General features: G+C 58.4%; 17 protein-coding genes and 1 pseudogene. 6 read left to right on the top strand and 12 right to left on the bottom strand.

The annotated features are described in order from the left end of the window. Positions 1–463: 463 nt before the first annotated feature. The 12 genes from DFT_RS20570 to DFT_RS20510 form a co-directional block, all read right to left on the bottom strand. Positions 464–1945, bottom strand: a complete 1482-nt coding sequence (locus DFT_RS20570; RefSeq protein WP_054033119.1) for a sigma-54 interaction domain-containing protein — start codon at positions 1943–1945, stop codon at positions 464–466. 77 nt (positions 1946–2022) lie between these two features. After that, the gene (locus DFT_RS20565) at positions 2023–3027 is read right to left on the bottom strand and encodes an NADP-dependent oxidoreductase (RefSeq protein ID WP_054033118.1); all 1005 of its coding nucleotides are present in this window, start codon (positions 3025–3027) and stop codon (positions 2023–2025) included. A gap of 60 nt (positions 3028–3087) precedes the next feature. Then, the gene (locus DFT_RS20560; RefSeq protein ID WP_200907121.1) at positions 3088–3849 is read right to left on the bottom strand and encodes an HAD family hydrolase; all 762 of its coding nucleotides are present in this window, start codon (positions 3847–3849) and stop codon (positions 3088–3090) included. Beyond that, a complete protein-coding gene (locus DFT_RS20555; protein WP_054033116.1) occupies positions 3831–4841 on the bottom strand; it encodes a phosphotransferase in 1011 nt (336 codons plus the stop codon). Before DFT_RS20555 ends, DFT_RS20560 begins: the two co-directional genes overlap by 19 nt. 101 nt (positions 4842–4942) lie before the next feature. Beyond that, complete coding sequence (locus DFT_RS20550; protein WP_054033115.1) at positions 4943–5188, bottom strand: lipopolysaccharide assembly protein LapA domain-containing protein; 246 nt, start codon at positions 5186–5188, stop codon at positions 4943–4945. 500 nt (positions 5189–5688) lie between these two features. Next, a complete protein-coding gene (gene hflC / locus DFT_RS20545) occupies positions 5689–6681 on the bottom strand; it encodes a protease modulator HflC (RefSeq protein WP_076750817.1) in 993 nt (330 codons plus the stop codon). Further along, complete coding sequence (hflK, locus tag DFT_RS20540) at positions 6678–7721, bottom strand: FtsH protease activity modulator HflK (RefSeq protein WP_054033114.1); 1044 nt, start codon at positions 7719–7721, stop codon at positions 6678–6680. Before hflK ends, hflC begins: the two co-directional genes overlap by 4 nt. Positions 7722–7746: 25 nt before the next feature. Next, entirely contained in the window at positions 7747–9234 is a 1488-nt protein-coding gene (locus DFT_RS20535) for a B12-binding domain-containing radical SAM protein (RefSeq protein ID WP_054033113.1), read from the bottom strand. Between the two features lie 3 nt (positions 9235–9237). Next, positions 9238–9588 (bottom strand): putative quinol monooxygenase, encoded by a 351-nt coding sequence (locus DFT_RS20530; RefSeq protein ID WP_054033112.1) that lies wholly within the window; start codon positions 9586–9588, stop codon positions 9238–9240. A gap of 34 nt (positions 9589–9622) precedes the next feature. Next, positions 9623–9853, bottom strand: a complete 231-nt coding sequence (locus DFT_RS20525) for a KH domain-containing protein (RefSeq protein WP_152972133.1) — start codon at positions 9851–9853, stop codon at positions 9623–9625. A gap of 511 nt (positions 9854–10364) precedes the next feature. Next, positions 10365–11792, bottom strand: coding sequence for a B12-binding domain-containing radical SAM protein (locus DFT_RS20515; RefSeq protein ID WP_054033109.1), 1428 nt, complete (start codon positions 11790–11792; stop codon positions 10365–10367). 1 nt (position 11793) lies between these two features. Next, positions 11794–12180 (bottom strand): hypothetical protein, encoded by a 387-nt coding sequence (locus tag DFT_RS20510; RefSeq protein ID WP_054033108.1) that lies wholly within the window; start codon positions 12178–12180, stop codon positions 11794–11796. A 131-nt stretch (positions 12181–12311) separates the two neighbouring features. Here DFT_RS20510 and DFT_RS20505 point away from each other — a divergent pair, with 131 nt between their 5' ends. The 6 genes and pseudogenes from DFT_RS20505 (at position 12312) to DFT_RS20485 (ending at position 18799) form a co-directional block, all read left to right on the top strand. Further along, positions 12312–13028 carry a glycosyltransferase family 25 protein gene (locus DFT_RS20505; RefSeq protein WP_054033107.1) on the top strand — a complete coding sequence of 239 codons (717 nt, stop codon included), beginning with the start codon at positions 12312–12314 and terminating at the stop codon, positions 13026–13028. 5 nt (positions 13029–13033) lie between these two features. After that, positions 13034–16081 carry an MMPL family transporter gene (locus tag DFT_RS20500; protein ID WP_152972102.1) on the top strand — a complete coding sequence of 1016 codons (3048 nt, stop codon included), beginning with the start codon at positions 13034–13036 and terminating at the stop codon, positions 16079–16081. Positions 16082–16096: 15 nt separating this feature from the next. Then, the gene (locus DFT_RS20495; protein WP_054033105.1) at positions 16097–16909 is read left to right on the top strand and encodes a polysaccharide deacetylase family protein; all 813 of its coding nucleotides are present in this window, start codon (positions 16097–16099) and stop codon (positions 16907–16909) included. Positions 16910–16982: 73 nt separating this feature from the next. Then, a pseudogene (locus DFT_RS27505) lies at positions 16983–17282 on the top strand (response regulator); the annotation flags it as partial. Positions 17283–17375: 93 nt separating this feature from the next. Next, positions 17376–17729: a winged helix-turn-helix domain-containing protein gene (locus DFT_RS27500; RefSeq protein ID WP_439950921.1), complete on the top strand. Its 354-nt coding sequence runs from the start codon at positions 17376–17378 to the stop codon at positions 17727–17729. Continuing rightward, positions 17714–18799 carry an ATP-binding protein gene (locus tag DFT_RS20485; RefSeq protein ID WP_054033103.1) on the top strand — a complete coding sequence of 362 codons (1086 nt, stop codon included), beginning with the start codon at positions 17714–17716 and terminating at the stop codon, positions 18797–18799. Before DFT_RS27500 ends, DFT_RS20485 begins: the two co-directional genes overlap by 16 nt. Positions 18800–18808 lie beyond the last annotated feature (9 nt).

Here is an 18808-nt window from a genome sequence, read left to right as displayed (position 1 = left end):
TCCTCTCTTGAAGCCTCATAGATATATGGTGGTTATGACGATAGCGGCGATGCCCTCTTCGTCGATCATCCGATCCCCGATGATGTTCTGCGGGCAGGGGAAGGCAGGCAGTGGACAACTGACTTTCCTGATATCACAGCACCCTGAAAATGACAAACGGATCGCGTCGGCGGAAGCGATTGTAACGGAATGCCATTCATTAAATCCGGCCCGGGTGGGGCAGGTGGCCAGGGCCACGTGAGCCTGCGGTCGTAGAGCCAGTTAAATGCAAACGACGGACAAGCGGCCCAGACTGTTTGAGCGCAGCGAGTTTCTGGGCCGCCCGCCGTGCATTTTACTGGCTCTTGACCGCTTGGCGTGTGGCATCGGCCACCTGTCCCACCCGGACCGGATTTGACCGATGCCATGCGAATTTTTGATCAAACGCCTTCTGTAATGCATGCCCTTCAGGGTGAATCACATGTCAGGGCTTGCGGATGTTGAGTTTTCGCATGCGGGCGCGCAAGGTGCTGCGGTCCAGGCCCAGGATTTCGGCGGCACTGTTTTTGCCGCTCACTTTCCACTCGACCTGTTCCAGTACCTGTTGAATGTAGTCCCGTTCGACACTTTCCAGGGTCTGTTCAGGCTTCGCGGTGTTCCTGGGCGGCTTTTTCAGCTCATCCACCAGCCGCAACTTGGGTCCCGAGGAGTTGATCACCGCCCGTTCCAGAACATTTTCCAGCTCGCGGACATTGCCGGGCCAGTGGTACTGCCGCAGCGCGTCCATTACGCCCGCCGGGACGGTTATTATGGATTTTCCCAGTCTTTTCGCGATTCGGTCCACATAATAATTGACCAGCAGCGGGATATCCTCCAGGCGATCGCGCAGGGGCGGCAAGGTGATGGGGAACACGTTGAGCCGGTACCACAGATCCTTCCGAAAAGCGCCCCTGCGGACCTCCTCTTCCAGGTTGCGGTTGGTGGCGGCGATGATGCGGACATCGACTTGGATCGTGTCGGAGCTGCCCAGGCGTTCAAACTCCCCGTTATCGATGACCTGGAGCAGTTTGGGCTGCAGTTCCAGGGGGAGTTCGCCGATCTCGTCCAGGAACAAGGTGGCACCGTCGGCGATTTCAAAGCGCCCCAATCGTCTGGCGTTCGCCCCGGTGAAGGCGCCTTTTTCGTGGCCGAACAGTTCGCTTTCGATCAGATTGGCGGGCAAGGCAGCGCAATTCATCTTGACCAGGGCGCGATCCTTGCGCGGACTCAGACCGTGGATGGCGCGCGCCACCAACTCCTTGCCCGTCCCGGTTTCCCCGAGAATCAAGACGTTGGTGTCGGTACCGGCGATTTGCTCGATCTTGTAAAACACGTAATTGATCGCATCGCTTTGGCCGACGATATTCTCATAATTGTATTCGAGCTTGATCTCCTCTTGAAGATAGGATCTCTCGGCTTCGAGCTGGTCCTTGAGCTTGTTGATTTCGACAAGCGCGTCTTCGGCGGCCTGCCGGCTCTGCTCCGCCGCTTGTTTGGCCGCGTTGAGGTCGGCCGTTCGTCTGGCAACGATCTGCTCGAGTTGTCTTTTGTAGTGTTCGCGATCGGTGACATCCTCGATGGCCAATAAAATCAGCTGGGTCTGGTTGGCCTTGCTGTGGATCCGTCTGGCATTCAGGTGCATGATTTTGCGGCCGATATTCCTGAATACATGTTCCACCTCGAAATCATGGAAATTGGTATTCCGAGGAAGGACTTGTTCGAGCAATTCCCTGAGCTTGGGGATGTCCCACTGACGATCGCCGAGATCGTAAATCAGGACGCCCTCGGTCTCACTCGGCTGGACATCGAAGGTCTGGTAGAACGACGCATTGGCGGTGACCACTTTCAGATCCGGGTCCAGCACCAGCAAGGGTTCACGAATCGACCCCAGGATGCTGTTGAAGATATCCAGAAAAGCTTTTGGCATTCGACGATTCCGCGCCTGGCGTTGAGTGAGATCGCCTTGAAAAATTAGCATAAAACCGGGACGGAATCAATTTTGGACTAAGACAGTTTCACCACCATCTTTCCCACATTTTTACCCTCAAAGAGCCCGAGGAATGCCTCCACCGCCTTATCGATGCCTGCCATTACCGTTTCCCTATGCTTCAGTCTGCCGGCGCGATAGTATCCCCCCACTTCTTTTTCAAATTGGGTCTGACGATCGAGCCAGTCGCTGACGATCATGCCTTTCATCGTCAGCCGTTTGGTAATCACGTTAAACAGGTTGGAAGGGCCGGGCCGCGATTTTTCGGCGTTGTAGCCGGAGATGCTGCCGCAGGCGACGATCCGGCCATGCACCCGCAACGCCGAGAGCGCTGCCTCGAGGGCCTCGCCGCCGACATTGTCGAAGTAGACATCGATCCCGTCCGGTGCCGCGGCGTTGAGTTGTTCGAGTACGGGACCGGTTTTGTAATTGAAGGCACTATCGAATCCGCATTCATCTCTCAGAAAAGAGATTTTCCCGGTTGAACCGGCCGAACCAATGACCCGGCACCCACGCAGTTTCGCGAGTTGTCCGGCCACGCTGCCAACCGCACCGGCCGCCCCGGAAATATAAACGACGTCGCCGGGTTTGACATCCACCAGATTCAGCCCCACCCAGGCGGTCATCCCCGTCATGCCGAGGGCGCCAAGATAAACCGAGAGCGGCTCGACATCGCCGTCGACCGCGTGCAGCTCTTCCGGTGAGGCGACGAAGAGTTCCCGCCATCCGAAGTTGGAAACCACGATATCACCCGCTTGGAACGCTTCGGCGCGCGATTCGACGACCTCGCCGACGGCTCCACCTTGGAGCACCTCCCCCACCTCGAACGGCGGGACATAGGATTTTCCAGCATTCATGCGACCGCGCATATAGGGGTCCACCGACATAAAACGGTTGCGAACCAGCACCTGTTGATCTTTTAGCGGCGCTATTTCAGTACTCGCCATTGTAAAATTGGCCGCGCCTGGAAGCCCTGTGGGGCGGGATGCCAGGCGCACCTCGCGACTCATTAGATGGGTCATAATACAATCCTTTGTTTTCGGTTTTAGGATGCGATGATCGATTTGGGTCCGGATCAGCAGTCATTGCTTCTCAAAGAAGCGAACGGCATGGAGCAGTTCCGGAAAATGATAAATGATATAGTCCGGCTGCACGTCCTCTTTCTCCTGTTGCCCCTGATTCGATCGGAAGAAGATTGTTTTTATTCCCGCTTTCTGGGCCCCATAAACGTCTCGATACATGTCGTTGCACACGTACAAAACTTCTGACGGCGCCATTTGCATGCGCGTCAGGGCATTTTCGAACAGCCGCGGGTCGGGTTTGCGATAACCTAAATCGCCTGAAATGATGACCGGGTCGAAAGTGTCAAACAGTCCGACGGCGTTTAACTCCGGGACCGCATAGGCGGACTGACCGTCCGAGATGATGGCCAGATGATAATTCAAACGCAGTTGTCTGACGGTTTCCGCCACACCGTTGTATAGCTGCAGCTGGAAGCGTGACGCGGCACGGTAGGTTTCGGCAAGGAAGAGCGGGAGCTGCTCCAGCTTTTCAGGCGGCAGTCGGCGCGTGAACTCCGTGGCATGCCGCGTCATGATCTCGCGAAAGATGCCGACCGCATCGAACTCCGGGTAGCGTTCATTGCTAGCCGCGCGCTGTTCCTTCATGATCTGAAAGTACGCATCCTTGACTTCATGCGGGCCGAGCGCAATTCCCTGATAGGAAAGCAGGTTGGCGAGAATACGATAGATATCCTCGTGCCATTCGTTCGTGTGAATGTCCGTCAGCGTTCCATTGATATCGAAAATGAGCCCGCGTATCAGCATCAAAAGCTCCTCAGGCATATTTTTGCTTCATCGATCAGGCGTCGGCGGTATTCGGGTTCGATCCAACTGTTGCGTGCAATGCGCAGCAAAGTGATGCCCATGTAAAAGGGCGTGCGGCCGGTGGTCGAACGAAAGGCGTCTTCGCGGTCCGGGAAGTGACATGCGTACTCCCATAGGAAGTGGCCGATGAAAGGTTCGGCAGCGTTTTTGTCCCCGGTCGCCTGCATGAAAAAATGTTTCAACTCGCCGGCCATGCGGCCGGTGTCGAAAACGCGGTCCGCACACTTGCTCCGTTCCAGGTCCAGCGCGATCACGCCCAGACTGTCTCCAAATATGAAGTTATCCGGCGTCGCATCGCCATGCACCGTCACCTGTCGATCCTCCCACATCCTCGGCTGATGATGCCACTGGTCGCGCAGCCAGCAGAGTTCATGCACTTCGTCCCAGCCCATGGCGTTGATTTCGAGGAGCCTTTTTATCAGCCGATCCATATAGGCACAGTCCAGATTGAAATCGACGCCAGCACCAATTGCGGTCCGGTTGTGAAATTCGGACAAAAAATAGGCGAACGCCGTCAGCTTGTCATAAAGGCGGCCTGTCTCACCGTTTTTGATCGCGAACCGAATCGATTTGCTGAACAGTTCACCTTCGCAGTACTCGGTGACCAGAAGTGCGTTCAGCGAAAAGTTGCGGCCAAGTGGGCGAACAATGTGGTGAGGAAAACCGACCAGGCCGATGTCACGCATTCTGCGAAGGCTGTCGAATTCACGCGTCAGATGCGCGGCGGCCTTCTCCGTGTTTCGTTTCCGGGACGAAAGAAAAAACTTCCCGACGACCTTGGCGCCCGTGCATCTGTCTTCGTACAGGTACACATCGTTGGAACCGTTGAGACGAAAAACACGGTAGCCGGCGTTAACTGACGCGTCGTCGATTAGGGGCCGGATATCATTATCAAGATAGCCGTGAAGCGGATCGCTTTCCGGCAGTCGCCCGAGATACGTCCTGCTCATTGATGTATTGAATCCCTTTCTGTTTTTGTCAAATGGAAAAGGTCATGGAATCCCCTCTTTTCTGGATCAACACTGAATATGAATATTTGATTTCTGGAGCATCAGGCCGTTGTCTGGACGCTATCATCATCCTTCTTGGCATTGGGATGGGCCTTTCTTCTATTGAAGATGCCGTGAAGCAACCAGCCTAGAATGATGCCCGCCGCCAATATGAAAAACATCAACAACGCGCCTGACATGGACAGGGTCCAGAACAGGAACCTCAGTTCCATGACCGTGACATTCTGGATGATAAATACGACCGCCAGTCCGGCCAGGATTGCTCCGATGATGAGTTTAGGCTTCATAGCTGTCCTCCTATGCCCTGCTTCGCGGGATTTTTTGGTTGAGGGATAAGGTCAGTGTCGTTAACTTGAGGCTTTCAGGTGTCCACACATGCGGGGTTAAACCCCACCCCTACGCCCCCTTTTTATTGCGACTGACTGTGTAACAGCCCAAATTTCGCAGGGGGTGGGCTTTACGCCAGTCCGCAGACATAGGGGATAAAGTTTAGAGCGAAGGGATCAAAAATTGACTTTTCTCCAGAGTCGATGCTCAGGAGGCCATGGCCGCTGTTCTTCTCTCGACGCTTCGAGGGCATCGGAATTGTTTGGTTGGAGGAATTCATCGGTCTCCGCCATTGTTTGTGTGACGTTTTTGGGTCCAAATTTTGTCGGCATGGCGTTTCCTTTCCGACAGGTTCTTTCTCGTCCATTTTAATATGTCCCTGCGCCAGGAGTCTTCTTTTGCGAGACCCACGGCTATTTTCGTGCGGCAATCTTATCGATACCCTGATTTAAATCCGGTGCTAACGCCTCCCTGATGCTCGAGCCAAAGGAACCTGGGCGTGGCCCGGATTCACCTCTTTGATATATTGATAAAAGTCGCTGTCCGTGGTGAGGATCAGCACGGCGTTCGTATTGGTTTTCTCCTTGTAACTTTCAAGGGTGCGCAAAAAGGCGTAAAATTCGGGATTTTTATTGTAGGCATTTCCGTATATGCGCGTGGCATCCGCGTCGGCCTGGCCCTGAACCTCCTGCACCCGGCGGTAGGCCGTGGAGCGGATCTGGCGCAGCTCTTTCTCCATGGTCCCGAGAATTTCAGCGCTGCGCCCTTCGCCTTCGGAACGGAACTGCGCGGCAATTCGCTTGCGTTCGGAGATCATGCGTTCGTACACCTTTTCGCGGACACTTTCCACATAGTCGAGGCGCTTGATACGCACATCCACCAGTTCGATGCCATACTGCGGTATGATCTTGCGTGCTTCCGCCAGGATCGTTCGGGTGATCTCCTCACGGCCGCGCGCAATTTCCCTTTTCAGCTCTTCTTCGCGCTCCTTTGGGATCTCTTTCAATGCGTCGTCCTCGGGCACCTCCCACGATGCGCTGCGCACGAGCTCGACGAGTTCGCTGCTCGACACCTGATCGCGCACCACGGAATCGAGGATGTCGTTCAGGCGCGACTGGGCGCCCTCTTCACTGGCCACGTTTTCCAGAAATTTTTTAGCGTCGGCGATTCGCCAGCGGGCCGTGGTATCCACCCAGATGAACTCGCGCCCTTTGGTCGGCACCTGGTTCGGGTCACCGTCCCAGACGAGCAGACGCTTTTCGAAGCGCCGGACCTCTTGCACGAAGGGCAGTTTTACATGCAGTCCCGCCTCGGTCACTGTTTCGCCAACGGGACGGCCGAACTGCACGACAATGGCTTGCTGGCCCTCTTCCAGAGTGTAAAGACCGCTGTAGAGGGCGATAGCAAATACCACCGCTATGGCGATGAGCGCTGCTTTCAAAGTAAACTTCATGGCTGCCTCCCTTGCACTGGTGGTTGCGGGCCGGACTCCAGGGGGAGCCAGGGTACCATGGCCTTCTGGTCATTATCGACGATGTAGAGCGCCTTCATGTCGGCCAGCAAGCCGGTCATGGCCTCCAGATAGAGTCTCCGACGCGTGACCTGCGGTGCCTGCTGATACTGTGAAAGAATGGCCTCGAAACGGGTGGCCTCGCCTTCGGCCCGATTCACACGCTCGAGGGCGTAACCTTCGGCCTCGCTGATACTTTGCGCCGCCACGCCCCTGGCCTTGGGAATTTCTCGGTTGGCCTGCTCCTGGGCCTTGTTGATCGTGCGCTCCTTGTCCTGACGCGATTCGTTGACTTCATTGAAGGCCGGTTTCACGGTGTCCGGCGGCGTTACATCCTGAAGTTCCACGGTCACCAGGCGTACTCCGGCTTCGTATGCCGTAAGGATCTTCTGGATCTCGTTTTTCGCTTCACTGGCCACTGCCACCCGCCCGGTGGTCAGCACGTCGCTGCCCAGGCGATTGCCGACCGCCCGGCGCATGACCGCCTCGGTGGTATCCCGGATCGTTTTGGGGGCGTCGCGGACCTGGAACAGGTAGCGGATCGGGTCTTCGATGCGGTACTGAATGATCCACTGTACATCGATGACGTTCAGGTCTCCAGTGAGCATCAGGGATTCGTCTTTGTACGAGCCGCGCGTATCATAGCGGGTCTTCTCGCCGGGGACGGCGGCCACTGTGCGAAACCCGAACTCCTCTTTGAGCACGCGGGCCGTGGGCAACCGGCGCACCTTTTCGATGCCGAACGGCAGTTTGAAATGCAGTCCCGGGCCGGCCTCGCGCATGACTTTCCCGAAGCGCTGCACGATCCCCGTCTCTTCGGGCTGGACGGTGAACCAGGCGGTCCAGAAGACAGCCGCCAATAGGACGATGGCGAGGATAAGGAGCGGACCGCCTTTGAATCTTTTAAACTGCTGGCGGACATTCTCTATCATTTCTTCCAATGTGAGTGCTGATCCCCCTGGGGGTTGATTCCATTCGGTCATCGCTTATCTCCTTAAGAATCTTTTGCTATTGTGCGCCGAGGATATGAAGCTCGCAAATTCTCCGGTAATGGTATCCATAGATGGCCAGGGTCACTGCCAGGGGAAGCATTCGCGGCCTTCTCACCAGCGTCCACATCATGAGTCGCCAGTATTGATATCTTTCCTTGCCCAGGACCCCGAGCCGCAGGCAGGCCCGCCAGAATGCGAGGAGTCGCTGCCAATCGGGCGGAACGGTCGCCGACGGCGACTTGAGCTCTCTTAAAATCCCTTTGATTCGCCGGTAATAGCCCCGGGGAGAATAGATGTGCTTCATAATGGCGAGATACCCCTCGGTGAGGCGAGCCAGGCCCATGGTCGGGATGATATTGGTGCGGCCATCCACGTTGTCGCCGGAAAATTCAGCGCAGATACGGCGTTCGCCCGCCAGGCGATCAAACAGCCGGGTGCCTGGAGGCGCCTGCAGCAGGCCCACCATGGCCGTTACGATACTGCTGTTCTGAATGAAGTCGATCTGGCGTTGAAAGATAGAGGGCGTGTCACTGTCGAAGCCGACGATGAACCCCCCCATGACCTGCAACCCGGAGCGGTGTATCTTTTTCACATCCTGGATCAAATCCCGGTTCTTATTCTGGATTTTGCAGCATTCGGCGAGGCTGTCTTCGTCCGGCGTTTCGATACCGATAAATACCGCATCGAACCCCGCTTTGGCCATCATTTCCATAAGTTCTGGATCATCGGCCAGATTGATCGAGGCCTCCGTAAAAAAAACGCATCCTTTTTTATCCTTGCGCCACTCGATCAGGGCAGGAAGCAAATGCGTCTTAAGGGAGCGCTTGTTGCCGATGAAATTGTCGTCCACAAAAAATACATTGCCGCGCCAACCGGCGGCATACATGGCGTCCAGTTCCGCGATGATCTGTTGCGGCGCTTTGATGCGCGGCGTGCGGCCGAACAGCGCCGTGATATTGCAGAAATCGCAGTCGAAAGGGCACCCTCTGGAGTACTGGATGTTCATGGATGCATAGCGACGCATGGAAATCAAATCCCAAAGAGGAACAGGGGTTTCGCCGATGTCGGGGTAGCCGTCGGCCTGGTAGAATCTTTTCGGGCAGCCGTCGTTGAGATCCGCGATGAATTCAGGCAAGCTGAGTTCGGCCTCACCCAGAACCAAGTGATCCACCTGCGGGAACGCCTCCGGTTCCGCTGTAAAAAGCGGCCCGCCGGCCACCACTTTCAATCCCTTGCTTTTGCAGCGCGCGATGATGCGATCCACCCCTTTGCGTTGCAGGGCCATGGCACCGATGAGGGCCAGGTCCGCCCAAGCCAGATCTTCTTCGGTGAGTGCCTCGGTGTTTTCATCCACCAGGCGCTTGGGCCATTCGCCGGGCAGCATGGCGGCCACGGTGAGCAGGCCCAGCGGCGGAAAGGCCGATCTCTTTTTTATAAATCGCAGAGCGTAGGTGAAGGACCAGAATGTCTCTGGAAATTTCGGGTAGATGAGTAAAATGTTCATGATTTAACTCCCTTTTAAAGCAACGTCTCGATGTTTGCCGCGCGCGGCGAGCACGGCATTCATCCCCTCCGATTGCTGAACAGTGTAGATATGGATATCATGCGGTCGATGCAAAAGACTTTTGGTCCCCAGCAAGACACCGAAGATGTCCGATTGTAAATGATGGTCCAGCTTATTTCGATTCTCCCACTCCTCGAGCACACACAGCAGATTCTGGTTTTTCATGTCGCACAGGAGCGCATAGCTGAGACAGCCGGCCTCTCTTTCCATGGGGACCATCAGCGACTGGAGCGTCTGCACCACCTCTTTCTGCTTTTCAGGCAACACGTGCATGATGATTCGAACGATGATCATGGCATCTACTTCCCGGCAAAGCCGATCTTCGGGTTTACTCCATGATTTCAAGCACGATGTGCTTTTTTGTTTTGGCCGAAACCGCGTTGACAATCGTCCTCATCGCACCTGCGTTCCGTCCATGCTTGCCGATGATCTTGCCCAGGTCTTCCTTGGCGACCTTCAGTTCCACGATCAACGAATGGGCACTGCTGATTTCGGAGACAGATACTGCCTCCGGTCGATCCACCAGCGCGCGGGCCATGATTTCGACCACTGTTTTGATTGAAATGCCGCCATCACCAATTCCGGTCAGGTTCGATGTGTCCGTCATGTTTTGATCCTTTGAGTGGGGTTGATGCCATCGGTTCGGTGGCAGAGAGGAAGATGGAACCCGAGAAATAAGTCGGTGTTGTGTTTTGACAACTCAAGATTCGTGCCGGGAATCGGACCATCGGCTTTTTTGACGGTACTGATTGGATTTAATTGGGATATGCGATTGGCCAGACGTGGGAGAGACGGGCCGGAAACGGCGAATGCCGCCGGTCATATACGACCATTGATCATATATGACCACTACTTTATGGTCATATATGATCAATTTTTTGGGTGCAACGCATCAATTCCTTATGGATTGGCAAACAGTCCGAAATTCGCGTTTCCCGTCATCCCGGAGAACGCCGTGATCCAGTATTTTCAATATGTTCTGGATGCCGGCGTTCGCCGGCATGACGCATCTGCGACTTTTTACGGGTTCATCAATTCTTGATGGATTGGAAAAAAGTCATTGCCGTTAGTTACTTCTTGGGCTCGAAAGTGCGCATGGCATACAGGAAGTCGGGCAGATGCTTGAACATGTGCCACAGGCTGTGGCGATGTTGCCAGGTGCGTCGCATGAAACGCCGCCGCCAGGCCGGGTCCGAATAGAAACGCTTCACGTGCGTGTTATAGAGACGGTCCAGAGTCTCCTTGGCGTCGATGCCTTTGGGCACAAAGACGAAGTTGAGGCAGTTCATGAGCCGCCAATCCTCTTCCACCGTGCCTTCCTCGAAAATGGTCCGCCATACCGGCGCGCCGTGAAAGGGCGTGAACTTGGCCATGTTCATGTCGTCCAATCCTAAGGACATCACAAAGTCGCTGGTCTTTCGAATGGATGCCGCAGTTTCGCCGGGCAGCCCCATCATGAACAGTCCCTTGACCCGCAATCCGGCGGCCTGGATCCGGCTCACCGTGCTTTTGACCTCGTCCAGGTAGACCCCCGGTTTGTGGACCGCCAGCAAATTGGGATCGCCGCTCTCAATGCCCAGGGAGACCATCAGACAGCCGGCCGCCTGGAGCATGCGCAACAGCTCGTCGTCCACGTGCCCCACGCGTACCGCGCAGTTGAACTGCATGCCCAGGGGGCGATCGACCAGCAGGTCGCACAGCCCGGCGATACGCTTGCGGTTCAGCGTAAACAAGTCATCGTAGACGTTGAGGTGCCGCACGCCGAAACGGGTGCGCAGGTAGTGCATGTGGGCATAGACATAGTCGGGCGAATTGTAGCGAAAGCCCTGATGAAAGACCGAGCGGTCGCAGTACGAACAGCGGTAGGGGCAGCCCCGGCTGGTGACCATGGTGGCGCCGGGCGCCAGGATGTAGCTGAACAGGGGCAGGTTGTACCGTTTGGGGAATCCGGCCAGCTTTTCGTAGGCTGGAAAGGGCAAGGCATCGAGGTCCGGCAGATGGGCCCGCGGCGGGTTGACGACGATATGCTCTCCATCGCGCCAGATCAGGCCGTCGATCTCGCCCGGAGCGCGGCCGTCGGCCAGTTCGGTGAGGGTCGCCTCGCCTTCGCCCGGACACAGGAAGTCGATGTGTTCGAATGGTTCGAGCAGGCGGCTGCCAAGGGCGGAGACGTGCACCCCCCCGAAGACGGTGCGCACCTCCGGTCTGATCCGCTTGATGGCCACCGCCATGTCATAGCCGTCCAAAAATCCGGAGGTGGTGGCCGAAAAGCCCACCAGGTCGGGCTCGTTTTCCATGATGCGGGACACATTGGCGGAGATGCCGCTGGGGGCATGCGGTCCGAGGCAATCGTGAACGAAAACCGTGTGACCGGCACGTTCCAGATAGGCGGCGATGGAGAGCAGGCCTAAGGGGGCCATGCGGTTGGCTACTGCGGCCATGTCTTTTCTGCCGGGGATCCAGTTGGAACCGGCCGGATGAACCAGGACAATACGCATATCAGTTTCCGGGTATCTGCTTTTTATCTGGATGGGGCGCTTGTGGGACGAGCAGTTTTTCCATCAGCATTCGCGTGGACCAGCGTAAAAAGGTATGGGCATACTGCGCACCGGCCACATAAGCCCCCAGGATAAAGACGAGGTGGGACAGCCCGTAGGCCACCGGCCCGCCGACGGCCAGAATCAACGGTCGTCCGGTGTAGGCGGCAACGAATCCCAGAAGGGTGATCAGCGGCCAGCCGATGGTGTAGCTGATGCCGACGATGATCAGGCCCCAGATCACCCGGGGGGTCGGCTTCTGCTTGAACAGGGAAAGGTCCGCCTGTTCACTGAGGGCCGAACGGACATACCGGGTATCGGCGATGCGTCTGACAAGGCGTTTGATCATCCTTTTCGCCATGACCTTCAAATCGGGTTGAGTTTTTACAGACCCCCATGTAGTAAGGGGGACAAGTTAAACGTTACTTATACAATTCCGCGGGCCGGGAGGGAAGAGCTATTTCAGTCGTTCGGATCGATATGGAATCGCATGGTGGGGCCTCGGGCTGGGATTTTTTCGATAAGATATACTGCATTTCGCTGATCGAGCGGCCGGACCGCCGGCAAGATGCACTGACCCAGTTCGCCCGTGTCGGGCTGGCCGAACGGGTCCAGTTCGTCACCGTTCATCGCCACCCCACCGACTGCGAGCAGGGAATCTACGAATCCCACATGCAGTGCATGACCCAGGGGATTGAGGCAGGGGCCGCGCATATCCTGATTTTCGAGGACGACATCGAATTCGAGCGCTTTTCGCCCCGGATTCTGCACGACTGCGTCGCGTTCATGCGCAGCAACCCGGATTGGCACATGTTTTTTTTGGGCTGCATGGTCAAGGGCAGCCGGCCCACGGTCAACCCATCCGTAGTCAGGATCCGCTACCGCAGCCTGACCCAGGCTTATGCCGTCAACCAGCGGTTCGCCCGCCAAATGACCCAGCATCCATGGCGCGGCGTGGCGTACGACGATTTCTTGAACAAGCTCGACGACAAGTGCACCTATGCCGCGTATCCGTCCTTTGCATTCCAGAGCAACTCCCCCTCGGACAACTTGCGCTACCTGCCTTTGGACCGGTGGCGCCGGATGCTGGGCGGCCTGCGCCGGCTGCAAAAGAACAATGAATTCTACCACCGTTACCGCAAGTTCATCATCGCCGCCCACGCGCTGGCGTTGTTGCTGCTCCTGATGGCCTTATGAATTCGATGAAACCCCCCAGGTTCAACTTCGCCCTGTTGGTCGTCACCTTCGGCCTGATCGGCGTGCTGCTCGCGGCCGGTTTCCACCTGACCCATATCGACACCGATGTGATCCGTTACCTGCCCCAAAACGACCCGGTCCTCGCCGATGCCGGCGAGATTTTCAAACACCATCCCATGCAGGGCGAACTGGTCGTGGACCTGGGTACGGCCGCTCCCGATCCCGACCGGCTGGTGCAAAGCGCCCACTGGGTCACGGAACGGATGAAGGCCAGCGGCCTGTTCAGGCAGGTGGGCACCGACGCCATGCAGGCCGTGATTCCCGATCTGCTCGACCACGTCGTCGATTCCCTGCCGGTGCTTTTTTCGGCCGATGAACTCGACACCCGGATCCGGCCGCTTCTGGCCACCGACGCCGTGCAGCGCCAGCTGGTCGAACTGCACACCCAGCTGCTCGGTCTGGAGGCCATCGGACAGACCCGATTCATCGCCCGGGATCCCCTGGCCTTTCGGGACCTCATCATGGCCCGGCTGGCCCACCTGGCGCCGGCCGAAAACATCGACATTTACAAGGGACAGCTCCTTTCGGCCGACCATCGCCATCTGTTGATCCTGGCCACGCCGGCGGCGGCCGGCACCGACACCGCCTTTGCCGGCCGGCTGACCCGTTTTCTGGAGGAGTTGTCCCAATCCCCGGAATTGGGTCCCGTGGTCATGACGCCCATGGGTGCCTACCGCGCCGCCCTGGACAATGAGCGCATCGCCCGCAGGGACGTGCAGCAGGCCATCGTGCTCTCCACCGTGGGCATCGCCCTGCTGCTGTTGTTCGCCTTTCCACGGCCTTTGCTCGGCTTGTGCGCCTTTCTGCCGGCCCTGGCCGGTACGGTGACCGCCTTTTTCCTGCTGGCCCTCTGGCATGAAGCGGTCTCCATCCTGGCCCTCGGGTTCGGCGGTGCGATCATTTCGATCACCGTGGACCACGGCATCGCCTATCTGCTTTTTCTGGATCGATCCGAAACGACCACCGGCCGCGCGGCCGCCAGGGAGGTGTGGGCCGTGGGACTGATGGCGGCCTTGACAACCATCGGCGCCTTCAGCGCCCTGAATCTGACCGGATTTCCGGTGCTCGAACAGCTCGGCCAATTCGCCGCCATCGGCATTGCCGCCTCGTTTATCTTCGTCCATCTGGTTTTTCCGCGAATTTTTCCGCAAATGCCGCCGGCCCGGCCGCGTTCTTTGCCGTTTCGGCGGCTGGTGGCCAAGCTCCCTGTGGCCGGTCGGTGGACGGCGGCCGCTGCCTTTGTCTTCATGGGGGTCATGCTCTTTTTCGCCAAGCCGGTCTTCAATACCGATCTGAGCCGCATGAACACGGTGAGCCGGGACACCGAGGCGGCCCAGACGCTGATGAATCGGGTGTGGGGCGGCGGCATCTTCGACAAACTCTTCGTGATGGCCACTGCGGACTCGCCGGCGGCGCTGCAGGCGGCCGGGGATCGGCTCTTGAGCCGAGTGAGCGAAGATGTGCGGGCCGGCCGTCTGGGCCCCGGATTCCTGCCGGCCCTGGTTTTTCCGGGCCCGCAGCGGCGCGCCGAAAATTTTGCGGCCTGGCGGGCCTTCTGGCAGCCGGAACGGATCGCTGCGCTCGATGATGCCCTGGCGGGGGCTGCTGAACTGGGGTTCAGCGACGAGGCCTTCGCACCCTTTTTCGAGATGCTTGGCGCCTCGAAACCGCCGGCCGATCCCGGTTTGCCCGAAGAGATCCTCCCCCTCATGGGCATCGTGCGGCAGGCGGACGGCACCTGGATGCAGTTCGCGACCTTGACGCCGGGGCCGGATTATACAGCCGCCGACTTTTATGGGCGCTACGGGGAATTGGCCCGGGTATTCGATCCGGTCTATTTTTCCGAAACCTTGGGGCGCTTGCTCTTTTCGACTTTCATGAAGATGCTGGCGGTGATCGGTCTCAGCGTCGCCCTCCTGCTTTTTTTCTTCTTCCTGGACCTGAAATTGACCGCCATCACCCTGTCGCCGGTGCTCTTCGCGCTCGTCGGCACCCTGGGCACCCTCCATCTTTCCGGTCATCCGCTGGATATCCCGGCCCTGATGCTCGGCATTATCGTGATGGGTATGGGCATCGACTATGCGCTTTTCCTGGTGCGGGCCTACCAGCGTTACGGCGGTATGAACGATCCGGCCTTCGAACGCATCAAAATGACGGTGATCATGGCTGCGGTGTCCACGCTGATCGGCTTCGGGGTGCTGTGCACCGCAGACCATGCGTTGCTTTACAGTGCCGGTATCACCTCGTTTCTGGGCATCAGCTATTCTTTGCTTGGGGCTTTCCTGCTGCTGCCGCCCATGCTGGGGTGGTATTTTGCCCGGCGGAGCGCCAGGCCCGCCACAGGTTCGGACCGTCACCAGCGGATCCTGGCCCGCTACCGTCCTCTGGAGACCTACCCCAGGCTTTTTGCACGCTTCAAGCTGAAATGGGACGTGCTCTTTGCCGAGCTTCCCCTCTATCTCGACGGCGCACGGCCCCTGGGAACCGTGCTGGACATCGGTTGCGGCTTCGGCGTGCCGGGCGCCTGGGTGCTCGAACGCTTCGACGACGCGCGGGTTTACGGCATCGATCCGGACCCCGAGCGCATCCGGGTGGCCGCCAGGGTGTTCGGTGATCGCGGGCGTGCGGCCTGCGACCTGGCGCCCAACATCCCCGAGGCGCCGACGGCCGCCGATGCGGCCCTGCTACTGGATGTGATCCATTTCCTGGACGACGGCGAATTGCGCCTGACCTTCGAGCGCCTGCGCGGGGCCTTGGGCGCCGAGGCCCTGGTCGTCATCCGCGCCGTGGTGCCGCCGCCAGACGGCCGCACCTCCCTGTTGTGGAAAATCGATGCCCTGCGCATGAGGCTCAATGGCATTCCGGCTTTCCACCGGCCGGTGGATGTCATCACCGGCATGCTGGCCGAAAGCGGTTTCAGCGTCCGGCATGCGGCACATTCCGGCGGCAATCCGGAGTCGGTCTGGATTGTCGCCGCCCGCGGCGATGCTTGAGGTGAAAGAATTCAATTGATTCAAACGGTCAAAAAAAAACCTCCCCGCCTGTCGCCGGCCGAAACGGCCGGTATCGGCGCGGTGTTCTTAGCCTTGCTGCTGCTGCCGTTCGATGCGCGCATCGCCGTTGTGCCCCTGGTCCTGTTTTTTCTCCTGTGCATGGTTGCCCCCTTTCTGCCCGGCTTCGGCTTTTTTCTGCCCGTCATCAGTCGGGGACGCACCGACCGGCCCGTGGTGGCCCTCACCTTCGATGACGGACCGAACCCGAACTCGACGCCATTCCTGCTCGACCTGCTCGACCGCCACCAGGCCGCTGCAACCTTTTTCGTCAACGGCCGCACGGCCCGCCGCCATCCCGATCTCATTCGAGAGATCGTGGCGCGCGGACACACCATCGGCAACCACTCTTACAGCCATGACAACTTCGTGATGTTCAAGCGCCCGCGCACCCTGATCCGCGAAATCGAAGCCACCCAGCGGGTTTTGCGCCGTCACGGCGTCGTCCCGCTGCTGTTCCGACCGCCGGTGGGCGTCACCAGCCCGCGGCTGTGCAACGCCATGGAGGCCACCGGAATGGTCGTCGTCAATTTCAGCCGGCGCGCGGCCGACATGGGCAATCGGCGGGTGCACCGCCTGGCCGAGCGCATCCTCAAACGCCTGCGCCCGGGCGACATCATCATGCTGCACGACATCCCGCCGGCCACCGAGGCCCTCTGCGAGGAGTGGCGCCGCCAGGTCGAAGCGGTGATGGCCGGCATTCGCCAGAGGGGCCTGGTCGTCGTGCCGCTGGAGCAGCTCATCGACCGGCCGGTGATGAAAATAGTTTAAAGATCAAAAAGATTGAAACTTAGCTTTTCTCAGTATAAGCGGCAAAGAATTCCACGGGGGCCATTGCAGCACCATGACAAAAACGCCGGAGCAATTTAAAACCATTCTGGTGATCGAGGACGATCCCAATACGGTGGCACTGGTGGCGCTCTACCTGGAACGGGAAGGATTCCGGGCCCTTACCGCGTCCGATGGCCGCAAAGGGTTGGAACTGGCCGAGCGCCATCGCCCCGACCTGGTGATTCTGGATCTGATGCTGCCCCGCGTGGACGGCTGGGAGGTATGCCGCCGTCTGCGTCAACGCTCGGATGTGCCGGTCATCATGCTCACCGCACGGAGTGAAGAGATCGATAAGGTGGCCGGGCTGACCCTCGGGGCCGATGATTATGTGGTCAAACCCTTCAGCCCTCGTGAACTGGTGGCCAGGGTACAGGCCGTACTGCGCCGCACCCCGCGAGCGTTGGAAATGCCCCCTAAGGTTATCGCCCATGGCGACCTCATCCTGGATTTGGAAAACCGGCGCCTGACCATTTGCGGCAAAACGGTGGAGCTCACACCACATGAATACGCACTGCTCAAAGCCCTCGCCTCCCGACCCGGACGCACCTACACGCGCGACGAGCTGCTGGCACGCCTCTATCCGGCCGGTGACACGGTAGTCGTTGATCGGGTGGTGGATGTCCACATCGGCAAGCTCAGACAGAAGATCGAGCCCCGGCTTTCAAGCCCAACCTACATCATCACGGTGCGCGGTATCGGTTATCGCTTTGCCGACCGAGCATCCGTTAACTCCCCGGACGATCGATGCGCAGGTACCTGATCCTCAAATTATTGGCCATCACCATGGTGGTCATCATTTTTGTGGTGGTGGTGGTTTGGTTGGCCATCGATACCCTGGCAGCCAGCTATTTCGTCACCCTGATGGAAAAGTACCATATCTCGCCCGAACCGGCCCACGCGATGTTCATTGACGCGGTGCACCGTTACCTGTTGTGGGCCTTCACAGGGGCCGTCCTGTTGGCAGTGACCCTCAGCTATGTATTGATGCGCAAGGTCCTGACACCTCTGACTCGCATGACAGGTATCACTCGCGATATCGCGGCAGGTGATTTCAGCGCCCGCGTACCGGCCGGCAGCCGGGACGAAGTCGGGCAACTGGCCAGGGCCTTCAACCGGATGGCCGCCGACCTGGACAAGCTCGAAAACCTGCGACGCAAATTGATGATCGATGTGGCGCATGAATTGCGAACCCCGCTGACCAATATCCGCGGATACCTGGAAGCGATCGACGACGGCGTGCTTCCCTCCTCGCCCGAAACGATCGCGCTGCTGCAAAGCGAAGCCTTGCGTCTGGCCTCATTGGTGGAGGATGTACTGCAACTGGCCAAAGCCGATGCGGCCAGAGGTCGGTTGCGAATCGAGCCCATCGACGCACGTCAGGCGATCGAGACAGCCGTGGAGAGTTTCCGCCCCGAATTCGATCGTAAAGCGATAGCCGTAAAAGTCACGGCTCCGCCCGAAACCTTGATGATGTGGGCCGATCGCAACGCCGTGGGCCGCATTTTGAGAAACCTCACCGACAACGCCGTCCGGTATACGCCCCCGGGCGCGTCGGTCGCCATCGACCTCGCTGCGGTCGACAACCATACCGTCTTCCGATTCAGCAACCCGGCCGGTGCGCTGTTGCCCGAAGACCTGCCCTTTCTCTTTGAACGCTTCTACCGCGGCGAAAAATCGCGCTCGCGCGAGCACGGCGGAGCCGGCATCGGCCTGGCCCTGGTCAAAGAACTGGTAGAAGCCCACAACGGTACGGTGAACGCGAAGCTCACCGGCGGGCGCATTTGCTTCCGCATCGCACTGCCGACCCTGCCCACCGACCCCATCATCTGACAGGCGATC

The organism is Desulfatitalea tepidiphila (assembly GCF_001293685.1).
In the GTDB taxonomy this organism is placed as follows: domain Bacteria; phylum Desulfobacterota; class Desulfobacteria; order Desulfobacterales; family Desulfosarcinaceae; genus Desulfatitalea; species Desulfatitalea tepidiphila.
The sequence above is the reverse complement of the archived record's forward strand: the minus strand, read 5'-3'. Positions and strand labels throughout refer to the sequence as shown.

Bases quoted from the DNA above. Each gene is read 5' to 3' on its own strand.
- DFT_RS27500 (WP_439950921.1), top strand. From the start codon at position 17,376: ATGCCCCCTAAGGTTATCGCCCATGGCGACCTCATCCTGGATTTGGAA.
- DFT_RS20565 (WP_054033118.1), bottom strand. From the start codon at position 3,027: ATGACCCATCTAATGAGTCGCGAGGTGCGCCTGGCATCCCGCCCCACA.
- DFT_RS20535 (WP_054033113.1), bottom strand. From the start codon at position 9,234: ATGAACATTTTACTCATCTACCCGAAATTTCCAGAGACATTCTGGTCC.
- DFT_RS20560 (WP_200907121.1), bottom strand. From the start codon at position 3,849: ATGCCTGAGGAGCTTTTGATGCTGATACGCGGGCTCATTTTCGATATC.
- DFT_RS20570 (WP_054033119.1), bottom strand. From the start codon at position 1,945: ATGCCAAAAGCTTTTCTGGATATCTTCAACAGCATCCTGGGGTCGATT.
- DFT_RS20530 (WP_054033112.1), bottom strand. From the start codon at position 9,588: ATGATCATCGTTCGAATCATCATGCACGTGTTGCCTGAAAAGCAGAAA.
- DFT_RS20550 (WP_054033115.1), bottom strand. From the start codon at position 5,188: ATGAAGCCTAAACTCATCATCGGAGCAATCCTGGCCGGACTGGCGGTC.
- DFT_RS20510 (WP_054033108.1), bottom strand. From the start codon at position 12,180: ATGATCAAACGCCTTGTCAGACGCATCGCCGATACCCGGTATGTCCGT.
- DFT_RS20505 (WP_054033107.1), top strand. From the start codon at position 12,312: ATGGAATCGCATGGTGGGGCCTCGGGCTGGGATTTTTTCGATAAGATA.
- hflK (WP_054033114.1), bottom strand. From the start codon at position 7,721: ATGACCGAATGGAATCAACCCCCAGGGGGATCAGCACTCACATTGGAA.
- DFT_RS20555 (WP_054033116.1), bottom strand. From the start codon at position 4,841: ATGAGCAGGACGTATCTCGGGCGACTGCCGGAAAGCGATCCGCTTCAC.
- DFT_RS20515 (WP_054033109.1), bottom strand. From the start codon at position 11,792: ATGCGTATTGTCCTGGTTCATCCGGCCGGTTCCAACTGGATCCCCGGC.
- DFT_RS20485 (WP_054033103.1), top strand. From the start codon at position 17,714: ATGCGCAGGTACCTGATCCTCAAATTATTGGCCATCACCATGGTGGTC.
- hflC (WP_076750817.1), bottom strand. From the start codon at position 6,681: ATGAAGTTTACTTTGAAAGCAGCGCTCATCGCCATAGCGGTGGTATTT.
- DFT_RS20500 (WP_152972102.1), top strand. From the start codon at position 13,034: ATGAAACCCCCCAGGTTCAACTTCGCCCTGTTGGTCGTCACCTTCGGC.